Origin of the sequence: Streptomyces montanisoli, from assembly GCF_017813245.1 — a bacterium.
GTDB lineage: Bacteria > Actinomycetota > Actinomycetes > Streptomycetales > Streptomycetaceae > Streptomyces > Streptomyces montanisoli.
In genome coordinates this window covers 1-16,974 of the sequence record NZ_JAGIQL010000142.1, presented here as the reverse complement: position 1 = coordinate 16,974, position 16,974 = coordinate 1, and the positions used below count along the sequence as shown (strand labels likewise).

The window sequence follows — 16,974 nt, the reverse complement described above, 5'->3', positions numbered from 1 at the left end:
CCCCCCCCCCCCCCCCCCCCCCCCCCCCCCCCCCCCCCCCCCCCCCCCCCCCCCCCCCCCCCCCCCCCCCCCCCCCCCCCCCCCCCCCCCCCCCCCCCCCCCCCCTCTCCCCCCCCCCCCCCCGCCCCCCCCGCCCCCCCCCCCCCCGCCCCCCGGCCGCCCCCCCTCCCGCCCCGGGGCGCCCGCGCGACCCCCCCCTTCCGCGCCCCCCCTCGGCGCCACTCCCCGCAGCCGCTCCGGCGGGCCCGGGCGTGCGTAGTACCAGCCCTGCGCGGTGTCGCAGCCGAGCCGGCGCAGGTGGTCGGCCTGGGCGCCGGTCTCCACGCCCTCCACGGTGACCGTCAGGTCCAGGCTGTGCGCGAGGGAGACGATGCCCTCGACGATCTTCAGGTCCACCGGGTCCGCGGGGTGCTGCTGCATGCCCTGGGTGAAGGAACGATCCAGCTTCAGCACGCCGACGGGCAGCCTGCGCAGATTGGCGAGGTTGGAGTAGCCGGTGCCGAAGTCGTCGAGCGCGATGTGCACGCCCATCTCGGCGAGCTGGCGCAGCGGCTTGAGCAGGTCCTCGTCCGCGCCGATCAGCGCCGACTCGGTCACCTCCAGGCAGAGGGCGCCCGGCGGCAGCCCGACACGGTCCAGCACGTCGACGGTGTCGGCCACGAGCCCCGGGTGGTGCAGCTGGGCGGGCGACAGGTTCACGTTGACGCGCAGCGGGCGGTCGCGCTCGCCCGGCGGCCGGTCGTCGAGCCACCGTTTCGCCTGGCGCGCGGACTGCTCGAGCACCCAGCGCCCGAGCGGCACGATCAGCCCCGTGCGCTCGGCCAGCGCGATGAACCGGTCGGGCCCGAGTATCCCGTGCTGCGGGTGCGCCCAGCGCACGAGCGCCTCGGCGCCGTGCACGGAGGCGTCGCCGAGGTGGACCAGCGGCTGGTACTCGACGAAGAACTCGCCCCGTTCGAGCGCCGCGGGCAGCGCCGTCGTCAGGCCGTGCCGGGTGATGGCCCGCGCGTCCGACTCGGGGTCGGCCGTCTCGTAGCGGTTGCCGCCCGCGGCCTTCGCCCGGTACATGGTGATGTCGGCGCTGCGCAGCACCTCGGCCGCGGTGTGTTCCGCGGCGACGCCGTCCACGATGCCGATGCTGCCCCGCACGGTGAACTCCCGGCCGTCGAGTCGGATCGGGGACGCGAGCGCGTTGAGCATGCGGGTCGCCAGCTCCAGGGCTTCCTCACCGGTCTCCTGCCCCTCGGTCAGGGCGGCACCCGCCGTCAGGGCGGCACCCGTCGTCAGTGCGACGAACTCGTCGCCGCCGAGCCGTGCCACCATCTCGCCGGGCCCGGTGGCGCAGCTCTGCAGCCGGTCGGCCACCTCGACGAGCAGCCGGTCCCCGGCCGAGTGGCCGAGGCTGTCGTTGATGGCCTTGAATCCGTCCAGGTCCAGGTAGCACAGGCCGAAGCGGGCGCCGTCGCCCGCCGCGAGCGTCTTGTCCAGGCGCTCGAAGAAGAGGGTCCTGTTGGGCAGCCCGGTGAGCGCGTCGTGCGTCGCCTCGTACCGCAGCCGCAGGTTGAGCAGGCGGCGTTCCGTGGTGTCCTCGATCAGCACCAACTGGTACTGCGGCGCGCCCCCGGCGTCCCGCAGCAGGGAGACCGTCAGGTTCGTCCACAGGACGGTGCCGTCGCCACGGTAGAAGGGCTTCTCGATGCTGAAGTGCTCGCGCTCGCCGCGCACCAGCTCCCCGTGCATCCGCCAGACCTGCGGCTTGTCCTCGGGGTGCACCCACTCGGTCACGCTGCGGCTGCGCACGTGGTGTTCGAGGCCGCCGAACATCGTGGTGAGCCGGTCGTTGACCTCGAGGATGTTGCCTTCGAGGTCGGCGATGCCGATGCCGATCGCCGCGCCCTCGAAGACCGCGAGGAACCGCGCCTCGGTGGCGCGCAGCGCCTCCTCCGCATCGGAGCGCGCCGTGAGCGCGGACCGTGCGATGGCCTCCTGCTCCGAGAGCGTGCGCTCGCGCAGGGCCTGCGCGAAGCCGCCCGCGAGTGCGTGCTGGAGCCGGGCGCACCTGGCCCTGTTCTCCTCGCCCCCGAGGTCGCCGCCGCCGCAGTAGAGCACGAGGTAGGAGTCGATGACGCCCAGGGTGCGGGCCAGCGCCTCGGGGTCGGTGCAGTGCGCGGCCACGAGCGCGGCGCCGGTCCTGTGGGCGGGTGCGGTGTCGAACGGGCGGGCGTGCAGTGCCTCCCGCAACTCCCTGGCCAGCGGCAGGAGGTGCTCTTCGAACTCCGGGCGCGTGAGCGAGGTGGCGGAGGCCGGGAAGACCGCCCGGCTCCAGATCGTGGCGAACCGCCTGAGCCTGTCCTCGAGCGCGTCCTCGTCGTGAGTACCCGGCGCGGGCGGGGGGACGCTCACGCGGTGCGCCCCGCGCCGGCCCCGAAGCTGTGCGAACCGCCCAGGTAGTTGCCGTACATGCGGGAAGCGCGCGGCATCGATATGTCGATGCCCTGCGGGGCCCACGCGGGACGTTCCATCCAGGTCTCCAACGAGTGTCCGCCACGGGTCATGGCCGGTCGCCCGGCCCGGTGTTCGAGCCGAGGCTACTGATCGGGTGCCAGGAGAGCGAGCCCGAACGGCAATCAGCGGCCCGTTCTTGGTCACACACCACCGGCATGTGCCTTCCCTCGCGCCTCCCGTGACTCTGGGTCGTCCGGAGGTGACCTTACGCGCGCGACCGCGCGCCACCGGCACTTCCGGGCCCCCATTGTTCGGCACTCCGCTTCGTGCTCCGCTAACTCAGGGAGCATACAAGCGCGTTGCCGCGTGCGCCGGATCGGGTGACGGATGAAATCGCTCGTTCTTCGAATCCAGACCCGCGAGTTCCCCCTATTCGGGGGATTCCTCTGACTTTCGGAGTGCCGGCCCGGCGCGCGGACCAGCCTTCCGCCGTGTACGGATCCCACGCAGGACGGCTGTTGGCGGCCTGCGCCCTCGTCTGCCTGTCCGCCGCGGCGCTGCCCACGCCCGCCGCGGCGGACAGCTGCGCCTATGCCTCGACGGGGCCCGACGGGGTGTGGGCGGTGGCGGTGGCCGGTGGCCACCACTGCCGTCCCTGCCCGCCGCCCGAGCCCTCGCCGACGCCCACGCCAACACCGACCCCGACGCCCACGCCGACCCCGCCACCGCCGTCCCGCACGCCCGAGCCACCGCCCACTCCCCCGCCGCCGAAGCCGGCGCCGAAGCCGCCCGTCCGGCACACCCCGCCGCCGAGGCCCGTCGTCCACAGGCCGCCACCCCCGCCGGTGACGCACGCGCCACCGCCACCCCCGGCGCCCCCGCCGAAACCAAGACCCACACCCAAACCCAAGCCGAAGCCGACGCCGACCCGTGCGAGCCCCAGGCCCGCGCCGTCGGCCGTCGCGCTGCCCGAGTACCACAAGACCGTGCGCAAGCAGCCCGCGCGCCACACCTCGCCGGTGCTGCTGATGCTCCTGATCACCGCGCCGGCGGTTCTCGCCGTCGCCGTGCTGCGCCCCCGATCCCGCTGAACCCGGAGACCCCATGACGGAATGGCTCGTTCTGAGCATCGCGATGGCCGCCGCCTGCGCGGTCGTCCTCTCCATCGTCGTCGTCAACCACCGCTGGGTGAGGCGGCGGGTGGGTGACGACGACGACACCACCCAGACGCCCGACGTCCTCGACTACATGGTGATGATGATCGGCGTGATCTACGCGATCGTGCTGGGGCTCGCGATCGCGGGCGTCTGGGAGGCGCGCAGCGCCGCCCAGGACACGGTGCGCCAGGAGGCGCAGACCCTGCACGAGATCACCGAGCGGGTGCAGGTCTACCCGCCGGCGGTCCGGGAGAAGATCACGGGCGACGTGGACGCGTACGTCAGCTACGTGGTGCACAAGGAGTGGCCTCACATGGCGGAGCACGAGGCGCTCAGCCCGCGCGGCACCCAGTTGTTCGACAAGCTGCGCACGGACGCCGCCTCGTACGCGCCGCGCACCGACCTGGAGGGGCAGGTCTACCAGCCGCTGATGGACGACATCGCGGCGGCCGACGACGCCAGGGGCGCGCGCGGCCAGAACGCGGGCGCCACCATGCCCGGCGTCGTCTGGTTCGGCCTGATCGCCGGGGCGGTGGTCACGGTGGGGCTGATCTTCCTGCTCCAGATCAGACGCACTTTCAGGGAGCTGCTCCTCGCGGGATTCTTCAGCGTTCTGATCGCGTTCCTGCTGTTCCTGATCTGGGACTTCGACGCGCCCTACGGCCGGGGCATCTCGGCCACTTCGGGCCCGTTCCTCGACCTGTTCCCCGGCATCTTCCCCGGCATCGGTTCCTGACGTCCACGACACGCGTGTCCGCCGCCCGGGGGACACGCGTGCCCCATTCGTCCGTCAGCGATCGCGGCCGTGGTACGGCGCTCCTAGCGTCGTGCACGTCGAGGTGCATCTCCCATGACCAGCGGAAACCGGTTCCGCGGCTGCCCCTCGGGACTCGGAGGACCGTCCCATGCGCACGATACGTGCCGCATCCGCCGCCCTGCTGACGGTGGCCGCCATCTCCCTGACCGCCCCCGTCGCCTCGGCGGCGACCGAAGGCGGCGACGTCACGCCCTTCGGGTTCTCCGTGACTCCCTCGACGATCGCGGCCGGCGGCCGGGTCACGCTGTCCGTCAGCGACTGCGACCACACCGCCTACGCCTCTTCCGCGGTCTTCGACAGGACCAGGATCCCCAGAGGCGGCACCGGCCACGCCACGGTCGACCGGGACGCCAAGCGCGGCGCGACGTACCGGGTGACCTTCACCTGTGACGGCAGGTCGGGCACCACGAGCCTGACCATCGCGGGCGCCGGGCCCGCCCCGACCCCACTCGTGCCCTCCGGGGTGCGCGGTGGCCTCGGCGGCTCCATCGGCTCCGGCACACCGGAGATCGCGGCGGGTGCCGCGCTCGTCCTGATCGCCGCGAGCGGGACCGTGTACGCGGCCCGCAGGCGCACGGCGGGCCGCGGGCGCTGACCCGCGGGAGCCCCGGTTGCGCTGCCGCGGCACGGCAGCGCAACCGGGGCTCTGATCAGAATTCCCCGAGGGTGCGACGGCGGCGGAGGACGAAGATCGATCCGCCGATCGCCGCGCTGGCCACGAGCCCGGCGCCGACCGTCATCTCGGTCGAGCTCGGGCCGACGGAGCCGCCGAGGCCGCCGAGCGCGCCGCGCCCGGAGACGACGGTGAACTCCTTCGTGGCGAACCTGTCGCTGCCGTCGCACTTGACGACCAGGTTGTACTTGCCGGGCGTCGCCCTGTCGTAGACCCGCGCCGTGGCACTCGCGTGCCCCGAGGAGTTCCCGGAGAGGCGGGTGGAGCGGAAGGCGTTGGACGTCACCGTGCCGCCGTGTCTGCAGCCGTCCGCGGTGACCCTGATCGTGCCGCCCTGGTGCACCCTGTACGGGTCGACCTGGACGTTGGCAGGACCGTTGTTGTCGCTGTCGCCGCCGGCACTGGCCAGCGGTGCGGAGAACGCCATCGCGGCACAGGCGGTCGCGGTCACCGCGAGAACGCGTGAAACACGCATCGTTGAACCTCCACGGAAGGCGCTCCGAAGCGGCGCTCCGGCATGATCGACGAGGACGCCCTCCATGACGAACCCTCACCGCAGGGGTGAAAGGGTGCATTTCGGCCTAGGCACGACAGGCTGCCCGACACGCCGTCAGACAGCCGGACATGAGGGCGAGGCAGCAGGTCAGCAGGGGTTTCGCGGCGTCAGAAGTTTTGCCGGGCCAGTACTCCGACGGGTCGTAGCGGCCCCGCGCGCCACCCGTTCGCCCGCCAGTGATCGCCGTCGCGGCTGCGCGCCCTTACGTTGCCTACAGGCCGCCGCCCACGAAGGGAGACTCATGCGCCGGGATCACCTGGGCCAGGAGAAGAGGAGACGCTCGCCCTGGGGGGCTCTCGCGCTCGTCATGCTCACGGGCGTCGCGCTGATGCGCAACGGCGTCGACACGCCGTCCGGTCCGCCGCAGCCGGCGGCCGCGGCGTCGCTGGACGCGCTGCACCGCGACCCGGCCGCGGACGCGCTGCCCGCGACTCCCGTGAAGCCGCTGCCCTACGCGCCGCTCGCGCGGGTGCGGATCCCGGAGATCAAGGTCGACGCCCCCGTGATGGACGTCGGTCTCGACAAGGACGGCTGGATCGAGGCGCCGCCGCCGTCCGACCGCAACATGGCCGGCTGGTACCAGAACGGGGTCTCCCCGGGCCAGTCGGGGACGGCGGTGGTCGTGGGCCACGTCGACAACGAGACGGGGCCCGCGGTCTTCTACGGCCTCGGCGCCCTCAAGAGGGGCGAGCACATCGACACCGTGCGGTTCGACGGCCGGGTCGCCGTGTTCGAGATCTACGACATCGAGGTGTTCTCGAAGAAGGACTTCCCGGGCGTACGGGTCTACGCGGACACGGGCTATCCAGAACTGCGCGTGCTGACCTGCGGGGGCGGCTACACCAAGGCGACCGGCTACCAGGGCAACGTGGTGGTCTTCGCGCGGCTGGTCGCCACGCACGGAGCGGGCAGCGGCTGACCGCGGCAGAGCTGACCGCGCCGCCCTCGGGCCGGCCCGTGAGCGCACGGGCCGGCCCGAGGCGTGTCAGGGGCGAGGCAGCGAGGTCGCGTAGCCGCGTGAGGCCAGTTGCGGCAGGTAGCGGTGGAGGGCGGCGACGGTCTGCTTGCGCACTCCCCCGCCGTCGTGGTGGAGGATCACCCGGCCGGACCCGAGGCCGTCGAGCACCGTCTTCACGATCTTGTCCGTGCCGGGCTCCGACCAGTCCATGGTGTCCACGTACCAGGCGAGCGGCTCCATGCCGAGGTGCGCGCCGTAGGTGAAGGTTCGCTTGTCCCACCACCCGAACGGGGCGCGGAACCAGCTCGGCGCGACCCCCGTGGTCTTCTCGACGATCTCGCTGGTGCGCCCCATCTCGTCCTTGATCTTGGCCATGGACATCCTGGGCAGCGCCGGGTGGCTCCAGGTGTGGTTGCCGATGAGGTGACCCTCGTCCACGGCCCGGCGTACCAGGTCGGGGAAGTAGGACACCATCTCGCCGCAGACGAAGAACATGGCTTTGACGTCGTGCGCGGCGAGGGCGTCGAGCACCTCGGGCGTGTACGTGGGCTCGGGGCCGTCGTCGAAGGAGAGCACCACGGCGCGGCCCGCGACGGGGAGTTCGTAGAACGGCTTCTCGCGTACCGGCGGCGCGGCCTTCTGGCGCGCGGGCGCCACCCCCGCCGTCATGGGTCTCAGGCGGTACGTGGCGGGGTTGCGCTGGACGGCGGCCTGGGGTCCCGCGGCGGGCGCGGCGGCCTTGGCGGCGGCGTGGTGCTCGGGGGCGGCTGCCTGGCAGGCGGCGACGAGGCCGGTGGCGGCCGCGGCGCCGAGCCCCGCGCCGAGCCGCAGTGCACGGCGGCGCCCATGAATCATTTGATCGTTTTTCATGATTAATAGCTCGCACGGCCGAAGGCCGGCGCCGCTCATCAACACGGCCGGGGGGCGACAAGCACCTGATCTGGCTACGCAGCGGAGTCCCGGCTTGACAGCGGGCGTGCGGCCGTACCGCGCCCTTCCGCACCCCTTCCCGCCCGAGTGATACCGCGGGACCTGGACTGTGACGCGGAACCGTATAACCTGCCTGCCGTGACGGAGCCCGAACAGCAGCACACCCAGTTCGAACGCGGTACCGACGGCCCGAAGGTGATCGTCGTGGGCGTCGACGGATCGCAGTCCGCCTACCGGGCGGCGGCGTACGCGTCGGGGCTGGCCCGCCGGCAGAACGCGCTCCTCGCCATCGTCTACGTTCAGCCGGTGCTGCCGGCGGGCTCCGCGCTCGGCGCGCCCGTCGCCGACACCACGGGCGAGATCGCGGAGGGCCTGATCGAGGAGTTGCGCAAGAACTCCGAGCGCATCAAGGGGATATGGGACCTTCGCTGGGAGTTCCACACGTTCCGTGGCGACCCGTTCAACGGACTGGTCACGGCGGCGGAGGAACTCACGGCGGACGCCGTGGTCGTCGGCGCCTCCGAGTCGGCCGGGCACCGGATCATCGGCTCGGTCGCCGTGCGCCTCGTCAAGGCGGGGCGCTGGCCGGTGACCGTGGTCCCGTAACCGCCCGGGCGGCCGGTGTCGATCGCGTCACACCACTGACGGAGAGTGACGAGGAAGCGACCGTGCGGCGCCTCCGGAACCCCACCGGGCCCGTGCGTCACAATCCCGGCTTTCGGGGCTTCCGATCCGCCGCTTCTGGCCACGCGGAGCGTCCGCCGCCGGTTCAATGCTCCGTGAAGCAGGGCCGCGAAGAGCGGCCGGAACGAGGAAGGCGGGGACCATGCGTCAGGAACGTACCGACGGGCCCGGTGGTGGCCTACTGGTGCCGATGGCGTGGATGCACGCGGAGTACATCGCGGACGAACTGCTGCGCGGTGGCGACCTGATGCCGCCGTCCACGCTGGAGTACCGGGCCGGTCATGCCGCGCTCGCCCTCACCGTATTCCTGTCCGGGGGCCGGTCGCACGGCCTGCGGGCGGACAGGATCGCCGAGTGGCGCGAGCTGACGGAGTACGGGCCGGCGTGGCGCGCGTGGGTGTGCGAGCGCCTCGCCGAACTGGAGGGGCTCTCCTTCGGGCCGCAGGACGGGACGGACGGCGCGCCGGGCACGGCAGACCTCGAACTGGCCCGCGCCGCCTGGCGCCACCTGGAGGAGACGGAGCTGCTCGCGCCCGACCTGGACGCCGTGGTGCCGCCGTCGCTCGCGGCGCCGCGCCGCGCCGAGCAGGAGGGCCCGCAGGTATGGACGCCTGCGTGGCAGCTCGGCCTTCCGCTCGGCCACCTGTCGATGCACCTGTTCTGACCTCGGCCGGCCGGCACGCGTGCGCTACTTGAGCAGCCGGGAGAGCCTGCGGTCGGCGAGCGGTTTGCCGCCCGTCTGGCAGGTAGGGCAGTACTGGAGCGACGAGTCGCGGTACGAGACGGACCTGATCGTGTCCCCGCACACCGGGCACTTCTCGCCCGCCCTGCCGTGCACGCGCAGGCCGCTCTTCTTCTCCGACTTGAGCCGGCCCGCGGCCACGCCCTCGGAGCGCTCCACGGCCTCGGCCAGGATGGTCTTCATCGTGTCGTACAGGATGGTGATCTCCTCGTCCGACAGGTTCTGCACCTGCTTGAACGGGGAGATCCTCGCGGCGTGCAGGATCTCGTCGCTGTAGGCGTTGCCGATGCCGGCGATGAGGCGCTGGTCGCGCAGCGCGCCCTTGACCTGGCGCCGCTCGCCAGCGAGCAGCAGGGCGAACGCCGCGCGGTCGAAGGACGGATCGAGCGGCTCGGGGCCTAGGGTCGCGACGCCCGGCACGTCGGTGAGGTCGCGCACCAGGTGGACCGCGAGCCGCTTGGTGGTGCCCTGCTCGGTCAGGTCGAACCCGGATCCGTCCGCGAGGACGACACGCAGCGCGAGCGGCCCCTTGCCGGGTCGCGGCGGGGTTTCGGGGAAGGAGTCCTTCCAGCGGAGCCAGCCGGCCCGGGCGAGATGGACGGCCAGGTGCAGCGGCGGGCCGCCGTCCCGGCTTGCGGCGATGTCGAGATATTTGCCACGACGGCCGACACCGGTCACGGTTGTTCCCTCAAGGGCGGTGAGCGGCGGATCGTACGTCTTGAGGACATTGACCGTGAGAGGCAGGGCACGCACGATCTCCCTGCCCACCAGATGCGCGTCGAGGAACGCGCGCAGCGCTTCGACTTCGGGAACTTCCGGCATGTCTCCAGCGTGCCGGATGTGGGGCGTGAACGCCCGGCGGACCACGGAAGGAAGAGACCGTGCACGCATCGGTACGAGAGCGGGCCCCGGTGCGGCCCGCGCTGGTCCTCGACAGGACCGAGACGCGGCCGCGCGCCGCGGTCCTCGTCCTGCACGGCGGAAGCGACGAGGGTGAGGGGCCACCGCCCCGGCTGAACGTGGCCGCGGGCCGGATGCGGCCGGTCACGCGCGGCCTGCTGCGGGCGACCGAGGGGCTCGGGGTCGTGGTGGGGCGGGTCCGCTACCGCTGCCGCGGCTGGAACGGGGCCCGTGCGGACGCGGCGCGCGACACGCTGCGCGCACTGGACGAGCTGGGGCTGCTGCTCGGCAGGCTGCCCGTGGTGCTGGTGGGCCACTCGATGGGCGGCAGGGCCGCGCTGTCCGCCGGGGGCCACGACCTGGTGGAGGGCGTGGTGGCGCTCGCGCCGTGGTGCCCGCCCGGCGAGCCGGTGCACCGGCTCGCCGGGCGGCGGGCGGTGCTGCTGCACGGCGAGCGCGACCGGACCACGGATCCGCGGGAGAGCGTCGAGTTCGCGGCGCGGGCCAGGCGGGCCGGCGCGCGGGCGTGCGCCGTCCTCGTCGCGCGCGGCGAGCACACCATGCTGCGCAGGGCGGTCACCTGGCAGTCGCTGACCGTCCGCACGGTCGAGGGGCTGCTCGGCGCGGGCCCGCTGCCCGATGTCGTACGCCAGGGGCTGCTGGACGACACGAGCCCGGTGCAGCGCGCGTAGCGGGCCGTCCACGGCGGTCTCCCACTCGGCGGTGCGCGACCGCCGGCGGGGCGCGGTCAGGCCGGGCGCAGTCAGGCCGGGCGCGGTCAGGCCGACGGGGTCAGGCCGGCGGGGTCAGGCCGGGCCGAGCCCGTAGACGCGGCGGGCCGTGCCGGCGAAGACCGCCGCGCGCTCTGGTCCGCCGAGGCCCGCGGTCAGCGAGCGTGCCGCGTCCAGCACCTCGCCGTACGTGGCGGCCAGGGTGCAGACCGGCCAGTCGGAGCCGAACATCAGGCGGTCGGGCCCGAACGCCTCGATGACGGTATCGGCGTAGGGCCGCAGGTCCTCGGCGTCCCACGCATCCCAGGCGGCCTCGGTGACGAGGCCCGAGAGCTTGCAGGCGGTGTTGGCGCGCTCCGCGAGCCGGGCGATGTCGCGGGCCCACGGTTCACGCTGCCCGGCCGCGATGCGCGGCTTGCCGAGGTGGTCGAGCACGAAGGTCAGTCCGGGCAGCAGGGCGGCGGCGCGCGCGGCGGCCGGCAGCTGACGGGGGAGCACCACGAGGTCGTAGGCGAGGCCGGCGGCGGCGACGGCCGCGAGGCCGCGCCTGACGTCGGGGCGCAGGAGCCACTCGGGGTCGGGTTCGGCCTGCACCTGGTGGCGGATGGCGACGAGCCGGTCACCGCCGGGCCCTTCCCTGAGCCCGGCGATGCGCTCGGCGACGGCGGGGTGGGTGAGGTCGGTCCAGCCGACGACGCCCGCGACGAGCGGACTGTCCTGTGCGAGGGCCAGGAACTCCGGCGTCTCGCGCGCGTCCGGCACCGTCTGCACGAGGACGGTGACGGTGACGCCCGCGGCGCGCGCCTCGGGCTCCAGGTCGGCGGGTGCGAAGTCGCGGCGGATGGGGCCCATCGCGGGGCCGGTGATCCACGCCTGGTCGCGCACGGAGAGGTCCCAGAAGTGGTGGTGGGTGTCGACGAGGTCGGCGGGTGGCATCAGGCGGTCAGAGCTCCTGGGCGCGGCGGTCGCAGTCGCATGCTGATCGCACGGCCCGGCGTGGTCAACACCCCCAGCCCGTCGGCACCCCGTGCCCGCCGGCGCCCCGGCTCACCTGAGGCGGCGGCTCCCCCGGGGCACGACGAACTCGCACCACACGCACTTACCGCTGCCCCTCGACTCGACGCCCCAGGACTCGGCCAGCGAGCCCACGAGCACCAGGCCGCGCCCCGACACGCCGGAGTCGCCCGCCTCGCGCCTGCGCGGCAGCGCGCTCGAACCGTCCTCGACCTCGACACGCAGCCGCCGCTGCGCGCCGGTGACGACACGCACCACGACGACGGCGTCCCCGGACGTGTGCACCAGGGCGTTGGTGATCAGCTCGTCGGCCGCCAGCTCGATGTCGTCGGAGCGCTCGCGTCCGCCCCAAGCACCGACGGCCGCGCGGATCATCTGACGTGCCGAGCGCAGCGCCTGCGGGTCGCCGGGCGGTACGCGCTGCTGGAGCCGGCCGCCCGACTGGGGCACGTACGCGCCCCTGCGGCGCAGCAGCAGCACGGCGACGTCGTCCTCGCCGCCCCGCTCGTCCACGACGGCGCAGAGCCGGTCGGCAAGCGCCTGGAGGTCGTGCGGCCCGGAGCGCACCAGTTCGGCCAGTTCGAGCAGCCCGTCGTCGAGGTCGGCTCCTGGCAGTTCCACGAGGCCGTCGGTGTACATGACCAGGGTCTGGCCCGGGTCGAGTTCCAGCGTCTTGACCGGATAGTCGAGCTGCCCGAAGAGCGCGGAGAGACCGAGCGGCATGCCGCCGGGCACCGGCAGCCTGCGCGAGCTGCCGTCGGTGTCGCGCAGCATCGGGTCGACGTGCCCCGCCCGCACCAGCTGGACCACGCCCGTGGTGAGGTCGGCCTCCGCGTAGATGCAGGTCGCGAACCTGTCGGTGTCGAGTTCCTGCAGGAAGGACGAGGCGCGGGCCATCACCGTCGCGGGCTCGTGCCCCTCTGCGGCGTAGGCGCGCAGCACGATACGCAGCTGGCCCATGACGGCGGCGGCGTGCGTGTCGTGGCCCTGGACGTCGCCGATGACCGCGCCGATCCTGCCCCCCGGCAGCGGGATCACGTCGTACCAGTCGCCGCCGATGTCCCGGCCGAGCCGCGCGGAGCGGTAGCGGACGGCGATCTGGGCGCCGGGCACCTGGGGGATGCGCCGGGGCAGCATCGCCTGCTGGAGCCCTTCGGCCAGGTCGTGCTCCTGCTCGAAGAGCATGGCGCGCTGCAGGCTCTGCGCGATGCTGCTGCCGAGGGCGACCAGCAGGTTGCGGTCCTCGCCGCTGAAGCCGCTCTTGTCGCCGTAGAGCAGGCCGATGGCGCCGATGGGCCTGCCCTGCGCGATCAGCGGCAGGTAGGCGGCCGCGGTGATGCCGAGCCCGCCTATGTGCCGCCAGAGCTCGGGGTAGCCGGCGGCGAAGTCCTCGGCGGAGTCGATGAAGCACGGGCTGAGGGTGCGCACGGCGTCACTCATCGGGTAGCGGTCGTCGATGCGCGTGACCCGGGTGCCGGGCACGAACGACCCCTCGGGGCCCTCCGCGACCAGGTGGATGCGGCCGGACTCCACCAGGCCCATCACCACGCTGCTCGCGCCGAGGTGCGCGAGGCCGCTCGACTCCTTGAGCACGTTGATGACGTCCAGGACGGTCCTGGCGTGGGCGAGCGCCGCCGTGGTGCCCTCGACGACGCTGGTGCGCACGCGGCGGGCCGCGTCGAGTTCGAGGCGGGCCGCGGAGTCCGCGAGCTCCTGGGCGGCGTCCCTGACGATGCCGATGATGCGGTACGGGCGCCCCTCGGCATCCCTGCGCAGGCTGCCCTGCGTGTGACTCCACCGCAGCGAGCCGTCGCGGCGCCTGACCTTGAAGTACGCCCCGTAGTTGTCGCTGCCGTCCTCGACGGCCTGCCGGATGAGGGCGTCGAGCCTGGTCCCCTCGTCGCCCGGTACGCGCGCCGCCAGCGTGTCGGGTCTGCCGTCGTACTCCTCGGGGCGCAGGTCGAAGACCCCGAGGGCCGGCCTGTCCATGTGCATCAGCCCACTGTCGAGGTCCCAGTCGAACGTGCCCATGCGGTTGAGGGAGAGGCTGATGTCCGACCGGGCGGGCCAGTCTTCGGGGAGCGACAGGGGACCTGCTGCCCTATCAACCATGGAGCCACTCTGTCATCGTTTGCCGTTTATCGCATTCTTCGGCCCCGTCCCGCGCGGACGGTTCCGGTCAGCCCTGCCCGTTGTCAGGACCGATGAGGACATCCGCGGGCTGCGGGGCGACGGGGACGGGGCTGCCACCCGGCGCGGCCTGCTCCTCGGACGGCAGCGGGTTGTCGGGCACGTCCGTGGGGACGCCCGAGGGAAGAGCCGTGGGGACATCCGTGGGGGCGCCGGTGGGCACGGGCGGCGCGCTCGGCCGCTGCGGCGGCGTGGCGCCGGTGGGCGCCGCGCTCGGGCTGCCCGAAGGGGAGTCGGGCATCGGCTCCTGCGGGCTCACCTGGTCGGGGTCGAAGAGGTCGGCGCCGGGACCGTAGGGCGGCGTCACGCCGGGGGTGCGGTCGTCGTCGCCCGCCGTGCCGGTCGCCCGGTCCATCCAGGTGTTGTCGCCGCTGTCGACGACGGTCAGGGCGGGCAGGAGGCGCTGGGCCGGCGAGATCAGCAGGACACGGCCGGGGCGGTAGCCGTGCCAGACGGTGCCCTGGTGCGCGACGGGTCCCTCCATGGGGACGGCGGGTCCGAGCGGATTGCCGCAGCCGCACCGCACGCGCGGCATGCCGCGCCCGTCGGCGAGGACGGCGGTACCCGCCTGGAGCACCGACTGGAAGGCCGTCGGGGCGCCGTCGTGGTACCCGTGGCTGGTGACCCTGGTGTCGGCGCGCAGCACGACGGGGGTGAGGCCGCGCAGGAACCCCGGCACACCGTCGCCTCCCGCGTGCGCGGCCTTCGCGAACGCGACCGACCTGGCCTTGTTCTCGGTCAGGAAGCGCACCTCGCGTTCCACGTCGCAGCTGGAGACCCCCTGGGTCCCTCCGTAGAGGCCTGGCGTGGATCCCGGAAGCGTGCGTGCACGGCCGCTCGCCTCGGCGCCCGCGGCCTTGCCCGTGCCCGCGCTGGCGGTCGCGGCGGGCACGGAAGGGGCCGGCGGCGCGCTCTGCGCGTCGGAGACGGTCGACGGCGTGAAGGGCGCGGGACCGCGCGCGCCCGCGGACTCGAAGTAGAGCTTCTGGACGTTCGCGGCCTCGTCGGCCCCCGCTCCCCCGCCGCAGCCCGCCGTGCACAGGACTCCCGCGGACAGCGCGGCGAGCGCCGCGAGCCGACGACGGTTGGGTGAGCGCACCAGAGTTCTCCCGCCTGCTCCTGACCGGATGTCAATCCCTGTCTGCCCGATCATGATCGGGTCCGCAAGCGGGCACTCGTGGGAGTGCGGTGGTCGCCGGTGCTCCGCCCTTGCCCGCTCCGCGGTTGTGGCATAGGCTCGAAACCGCTACTTGAACACGTTCAAATTCGCATGCATGGCATGTCCTCGCTGGTCAGGTCGGTATGTGCGCCCGAAGCGCCGGACGGTCGCCGCCACCGCTCCCCCGCCGCGCGGCGTCTCACCCGCCCCGTGGATCCCATGGCGCCGCGCTGGGCCGCCCGTGGGACTCCCCCGCCGCCGCGGCGGCACGTCGTGCCGAGGAGAGCGCCGCATGAGCACACCCGAGGCGACCCGCGCGGGCGGGTCCTTCAACTATCCCGAGGTGGGCGCCACCCGGCTCGGGCCGCTGCCGGACGGCTACCGGCACCTCCACTACCGCACGCGGATCGGCCGCGGCAGGGCGGCGTTCGACGCCGCCGGGACCGCCGTGACCACCTGGCGCATGCACCGGCTCTCCGGCACGCGCGTGCGGGCCGCGTCCGCGTGGGCGCAGCCCGGCACGGTGGTCGAGGTGGCGATCGGCGTGGGTCCGCTGCGGATCCCCGCGCGGTGCCGGGTGGTGTGGGCGCGCTACGACCGCGACAGGACGGGCTTCGGCTACGGCGCGGTGACGGGGCATCCGCTGCACGGCGAGGAGTCGTTCGTGGTCGACATGCGCGAGGACGGGTCCGTCTGGTTCACCGTCATGGCCTTCAGCCGGCCGAACCGGTGGTACACGCGGGCGGCAGGCCCCCTGGTGCCCCTGATCCAGCACGCGTACACCCGCCGGCTGGGGCGCACGCTGCGGCGCCTGACGGGTTCCCCGTTCAGGCCATCAGCGTCCTTCCCAGCCAGTCGGAGGCGCCCCGCACGCCCGGCAGGGCGTAGAAGTAGCCGCCGCCGTACGGCGTGATGTAGTCCACCAGCGGCTCGCCGGCCAGGCGCTTCTGCACGGCCGCGAACTGCCGGTCGAGGTCCTGCTGGTAGCAGCAGAAGATCAGGCCCGTGTCCAGGTCGCCGTTGTCCCGCACGCCACGGTCGTAGTTGTAGCCGCGACGGATCATCCGCATGTCCGCGGTGTCCGCGGTGCGGGGGTTGGCCAGCCGGATGTGCGAGTCCAGCGGGATGACGTTGCCCTGCGGGTCCTTGGCGAACCGCGGACGGTCGAACTCGTGCTGCCCGTCCAGCGGCGCGCCGGTGTCCCTCGCCCTGCCGAACATGCGCTCCTGCTCGCGCTGGGAGACGCGGTCCCAGAACTCCACCAGCATGCGGATGACCCGCACCACCTGGTAGCTGCCGCCCGCGGCCCAGGCCGGCTCGCCGGAGTTCTTCGCCACCCACACCAGCCGGTCCATCGCCCTCGCGTCGGTGGTGGACGGGTTGGCCGTGCCGTCCTTGAATCCGAGCAGGTTGCGGGGCGTGCCCGACGGGCGCGGCGGGGAGACGAACCCTTCGAGGCGCCAGCGGATCTGCAGCGCGCCACGGGTGTGCCTGGCGATGTCGCGGAGCGCGTGGGCGACGGTGTCCGGGTGGTCGGCGCACAGCTGGAGCATCAGGTCCCCGTGGCACCAGGCGGGGTCGAGGTCGTCGTCGGGGAAGGTGTCCATCGGGCGCAGCCTGCGCGGCTTGCGCGCGGCGAGCCCGAAGCGGGCGTCGAAGAGGCCGGAGCCGACGCCGAGCGTCCCGGTCAGGCCGTCCGCGGGCACCACGGGGCCGAGGACGCCGGAGTCGGGCTGCGGTGCGGAGATGCCGAGCGGTTCCGGTGTCCCGCCCTTCGTGAGGAACCGCAGCCGGTCCGTCACGGTCCTCAGCGTGTCGGCGAGTTCCGCCCGGTCGCGCGCCGTGACGTCGAAGGACGTGAAGATCGCGCTGCGCTGGAGCGGGGTGAGGATGCCGGCCTGGTGCTCGCCGTGGAAGGCGAAGCCGCGGTCGTCCGGCGCGCCGGCGCCCTGCCCGGCGGAGCCGGCGCTCGGGTCCTGGCCACTGTCCGCCGCGCGGGCCGCGCCCACGCCGCCCGC

The 16,974-nt window shown here is 73.6% G+C and carries 15 protein-coding genes and 2 pseudogenes; 7 read left to right on the top strand and 10 right to left on the bottom strand.

Annotated elements, in window-relative coordinates; genetic code table 11:
* From JFN87_RS26105 to JFN87_RS26095, 3 genes and pseudogenes are all read right to left on the bottom strand, one after another.
* A partial coding sequence (locus JFN87_RS26105) for a putative bifunctional diguanylate cyclase/phosphodiesterase (RefSeq protein ID WP_307865598.1) occupies positions 1-2,403 on the bottom strand: 2,403 nt, incomplete at its 3' end.
* A gap of 23 nt (positions 2,404-2,426) precedes the next feature.
* Positions 2,427-2,522: pseudogene (locus tag JFN87_RS26100) on the bottom strand (SAM-dependent methyltransferase); the annotation flags it as partial.
* A 512-nt stretch (positions 2,523-3,034) separates the two neighbouring features.
* Positions 3,035-3,439 (bottom strand): hypothetical protein, encoded by a 405-nt coding sequence (locus tag JFN87_RS26095; RefSeq protein WP_209343727.1) that lies wholly within the window; start codon positions 3,437-3,439, stop codon positions 3,035-3,037.
* A 110-nt stretch (positions 3,440-3,549) separates the two neighbouring features.
* Between JFN87_RS26095 and JFN87_RS26090 the strand changes: the two genes are divergently transcribed.
* Positions 3,550-4,338, top strand: coding sequence for a bestrophin-like domain (locus JFN87_RS26090; protein ID WP_209343725.1), 789 nt, complete (start codon positions 3,550-3,552; stop codon positions 4,336-4,338).
* A gap of 169 nt (positions 4,339-4,507) precedes the next feature.
* The gene (locus JFN87_RS26085; protein WP_209343723.1) at positions 4,508-5,014 is read left to right on the top strand and encodes a hypothetical protein; all 507 of its coding nucleotides are present in this window, start codon (positions 4,508-4,510) and stop codon (positions 5,012-5,014) included.
* 55 nt (positions 5,015-5,069) lie between these two features.
* Here JFN87_RS26085 and JFN87_RS26080 read toward each other — a convergent pair whose 3' ends face one another.
* A complete protein-coding gene (locus JFN87_RS26080) occupies positions 5,070-5,567 on the bottom strand; it encodes a hypothetical protein (protein WP_209343721.1) in 498 nt (165 codons plus the stop codon).
* Between the two features lie 322 nt (positions 5,568-5,889).
* Between JFN87_RS26080 and JFN87_RS26075 the strand changes: the two genes are divergently transcribed.
* On the top strand, positions 5,890-6,567 hold the full coding sequence (locus JFN87_RS26075; protein WP_209343719.1) for a class F sortase: 678 nt from the start codon (positions 5,890-5,892) through the stop codon (positions 6,565-6,567).
* Positions 6,568-6,633: 66 nt separating this feature from the next.
* On the opposite strand, the gene JFN87_RS26070 is transcribed toward JFN87_RS26075, so the two are convergent.
* A complete protein-coding gene (locus JFN87_RS26070; protein WP_245181655.1) occupies positions 6,634-7,461 on the bottom strand; it encodes a polysaccharide deacetylase family protein in 828 nt (275 codons plus the stop codon).
* 213 nt (positions 7,462-7,674) lie between these two features.
* On the opposite strand from JFN87_RS26070, the gene JFN87_RS26065 reads away from it, so the two are divergent.
* Both JFN87_RS26065 and JFN87_RS26060 read left to right on the top strand, forming a co-directional pair.
* Positions 7,675-8,142: a universal stress protein gene (locus JFN87_RS26065; RefSeq protein ID WP_030904343.1), complete on the top strand. Its 468-nt coding sequence runs from the start codon at positions 7,675-7,677 to the stop codon at positions 8,140-8,142.
* 220 nt (positions 8,143-8,362) lie between these two features.
* Positions 8,363-8,884 (top strand): hypothetical protein, encoded by a 522-nt coding sequence (locus tag JFN87_RS26060; protein WP_209343714.1) that lies wholly within the window; start codon positions 8,363-8,365, stop codon positions 8,882-8,884.
* Between the two features lie 24 nt (positions 8,885-8,908).
* On the opposite strand, the gene JFN87_RS26055 is transcribed toward JFN87_RS26060, so the two are convergent.
* Positions 8,909-9,784, bottom strand: coding sequence for an Fpg/Nei family DNA glycosylase (locus JFN87_RS26055; RefSeq protein ID WP_209343711.1), 876 nt, complete (start codon positions 9,782-9,784; stop codon positions 8,909-8,911).
* 59 nt (positions 9,785-9,843) lie between these two features.
* On the opposite strand from JFN87_RS26055, the gene JFN87_RS26050 reads away from it, so the two are divergent.
* A complete protein-coding gene (locus tag JFN87_RS26050) occupies positions 9,844-10,554 on the top strand; it encodes an alpha/beta hydrolase (protein ID WP_209343709.1) in 711 nt (236 codons plus the stop codon).
* Between the two features lie 114 nt (positions 10,555-10,668).
* Here JFN87_RS26050 and JFN87_RS26045 read toward each other — a convergent pair whose 3' ends face one another.
* The 3 genes from JFN87_RS26045 to JFN87_RS26035 all read right to left on the bottom strand — a co-directional run bounded on the left by JFN87_RS26045 (position 10,669) and on the right by JFN87_RS26035 (position 14,896).
* Positions 10,669-11,529, bottom strand: coding sequence for an amidohydrolase family protein (locus tag JFN87_RS26045; protein ID WP_209343707.1), 861 nt, complete (start codon positions 11,527-11,529; stop codon positions 10,669-10,671).
* A gap of 111 nt (positions 11,530-11,640) precedes the next feature.
* On the bottom strand, positions 11,641-13,719 hold the full coding sequence (locus JFN87_RS26040; RefSeq protein WP_209343705.1) for a SpoIIE family protein phosphatase: 2,079 nt from the start codon (positions 13,717-13,719) through the stop codon (positions 11,641-11,643).
* A 67-nt stretch (positions 13,720-13,786) separates the two neighbouring features.
* Positions 13,787-14,896, bottom strand: a complete 1,110-nt coding sequence (locus JFN87_RS26035) for a DUF6777 domain-containing protein (protein WP_209343703.1) — start codon at positions 14,894-14,896, stop codon at positions 13,787-13,789.
* Positions 14,897-15,248: 352 nt separating this feature from the next.
* On the opposite strand from JFN87_RS26035, the pseudogene JFN87_RS26030 reads away from it, so the two are divergent.
* A pseudogene (locus JFN87_RS26030) lies at positions 15,249-15,779 on the top strand (DUF1990 domain-containing protein); the annotation flags it as partial.
* A 4-nt stretch (positions 15,780-15,783) separates the two neighbouring features.
* Here the strand turns inward: JFN87_RS26030 and efeB are convergent.
* Positions 15,784-16,974 (bottom strand): iron uptake transporter deferrochelatase/peroxidase subunit (gene efeB / locus JFN87_RS26025; RefSeq protein ID WP_209343699.1); only part of this gene is annotated, 1,191 nt, incomplete at its 5' end.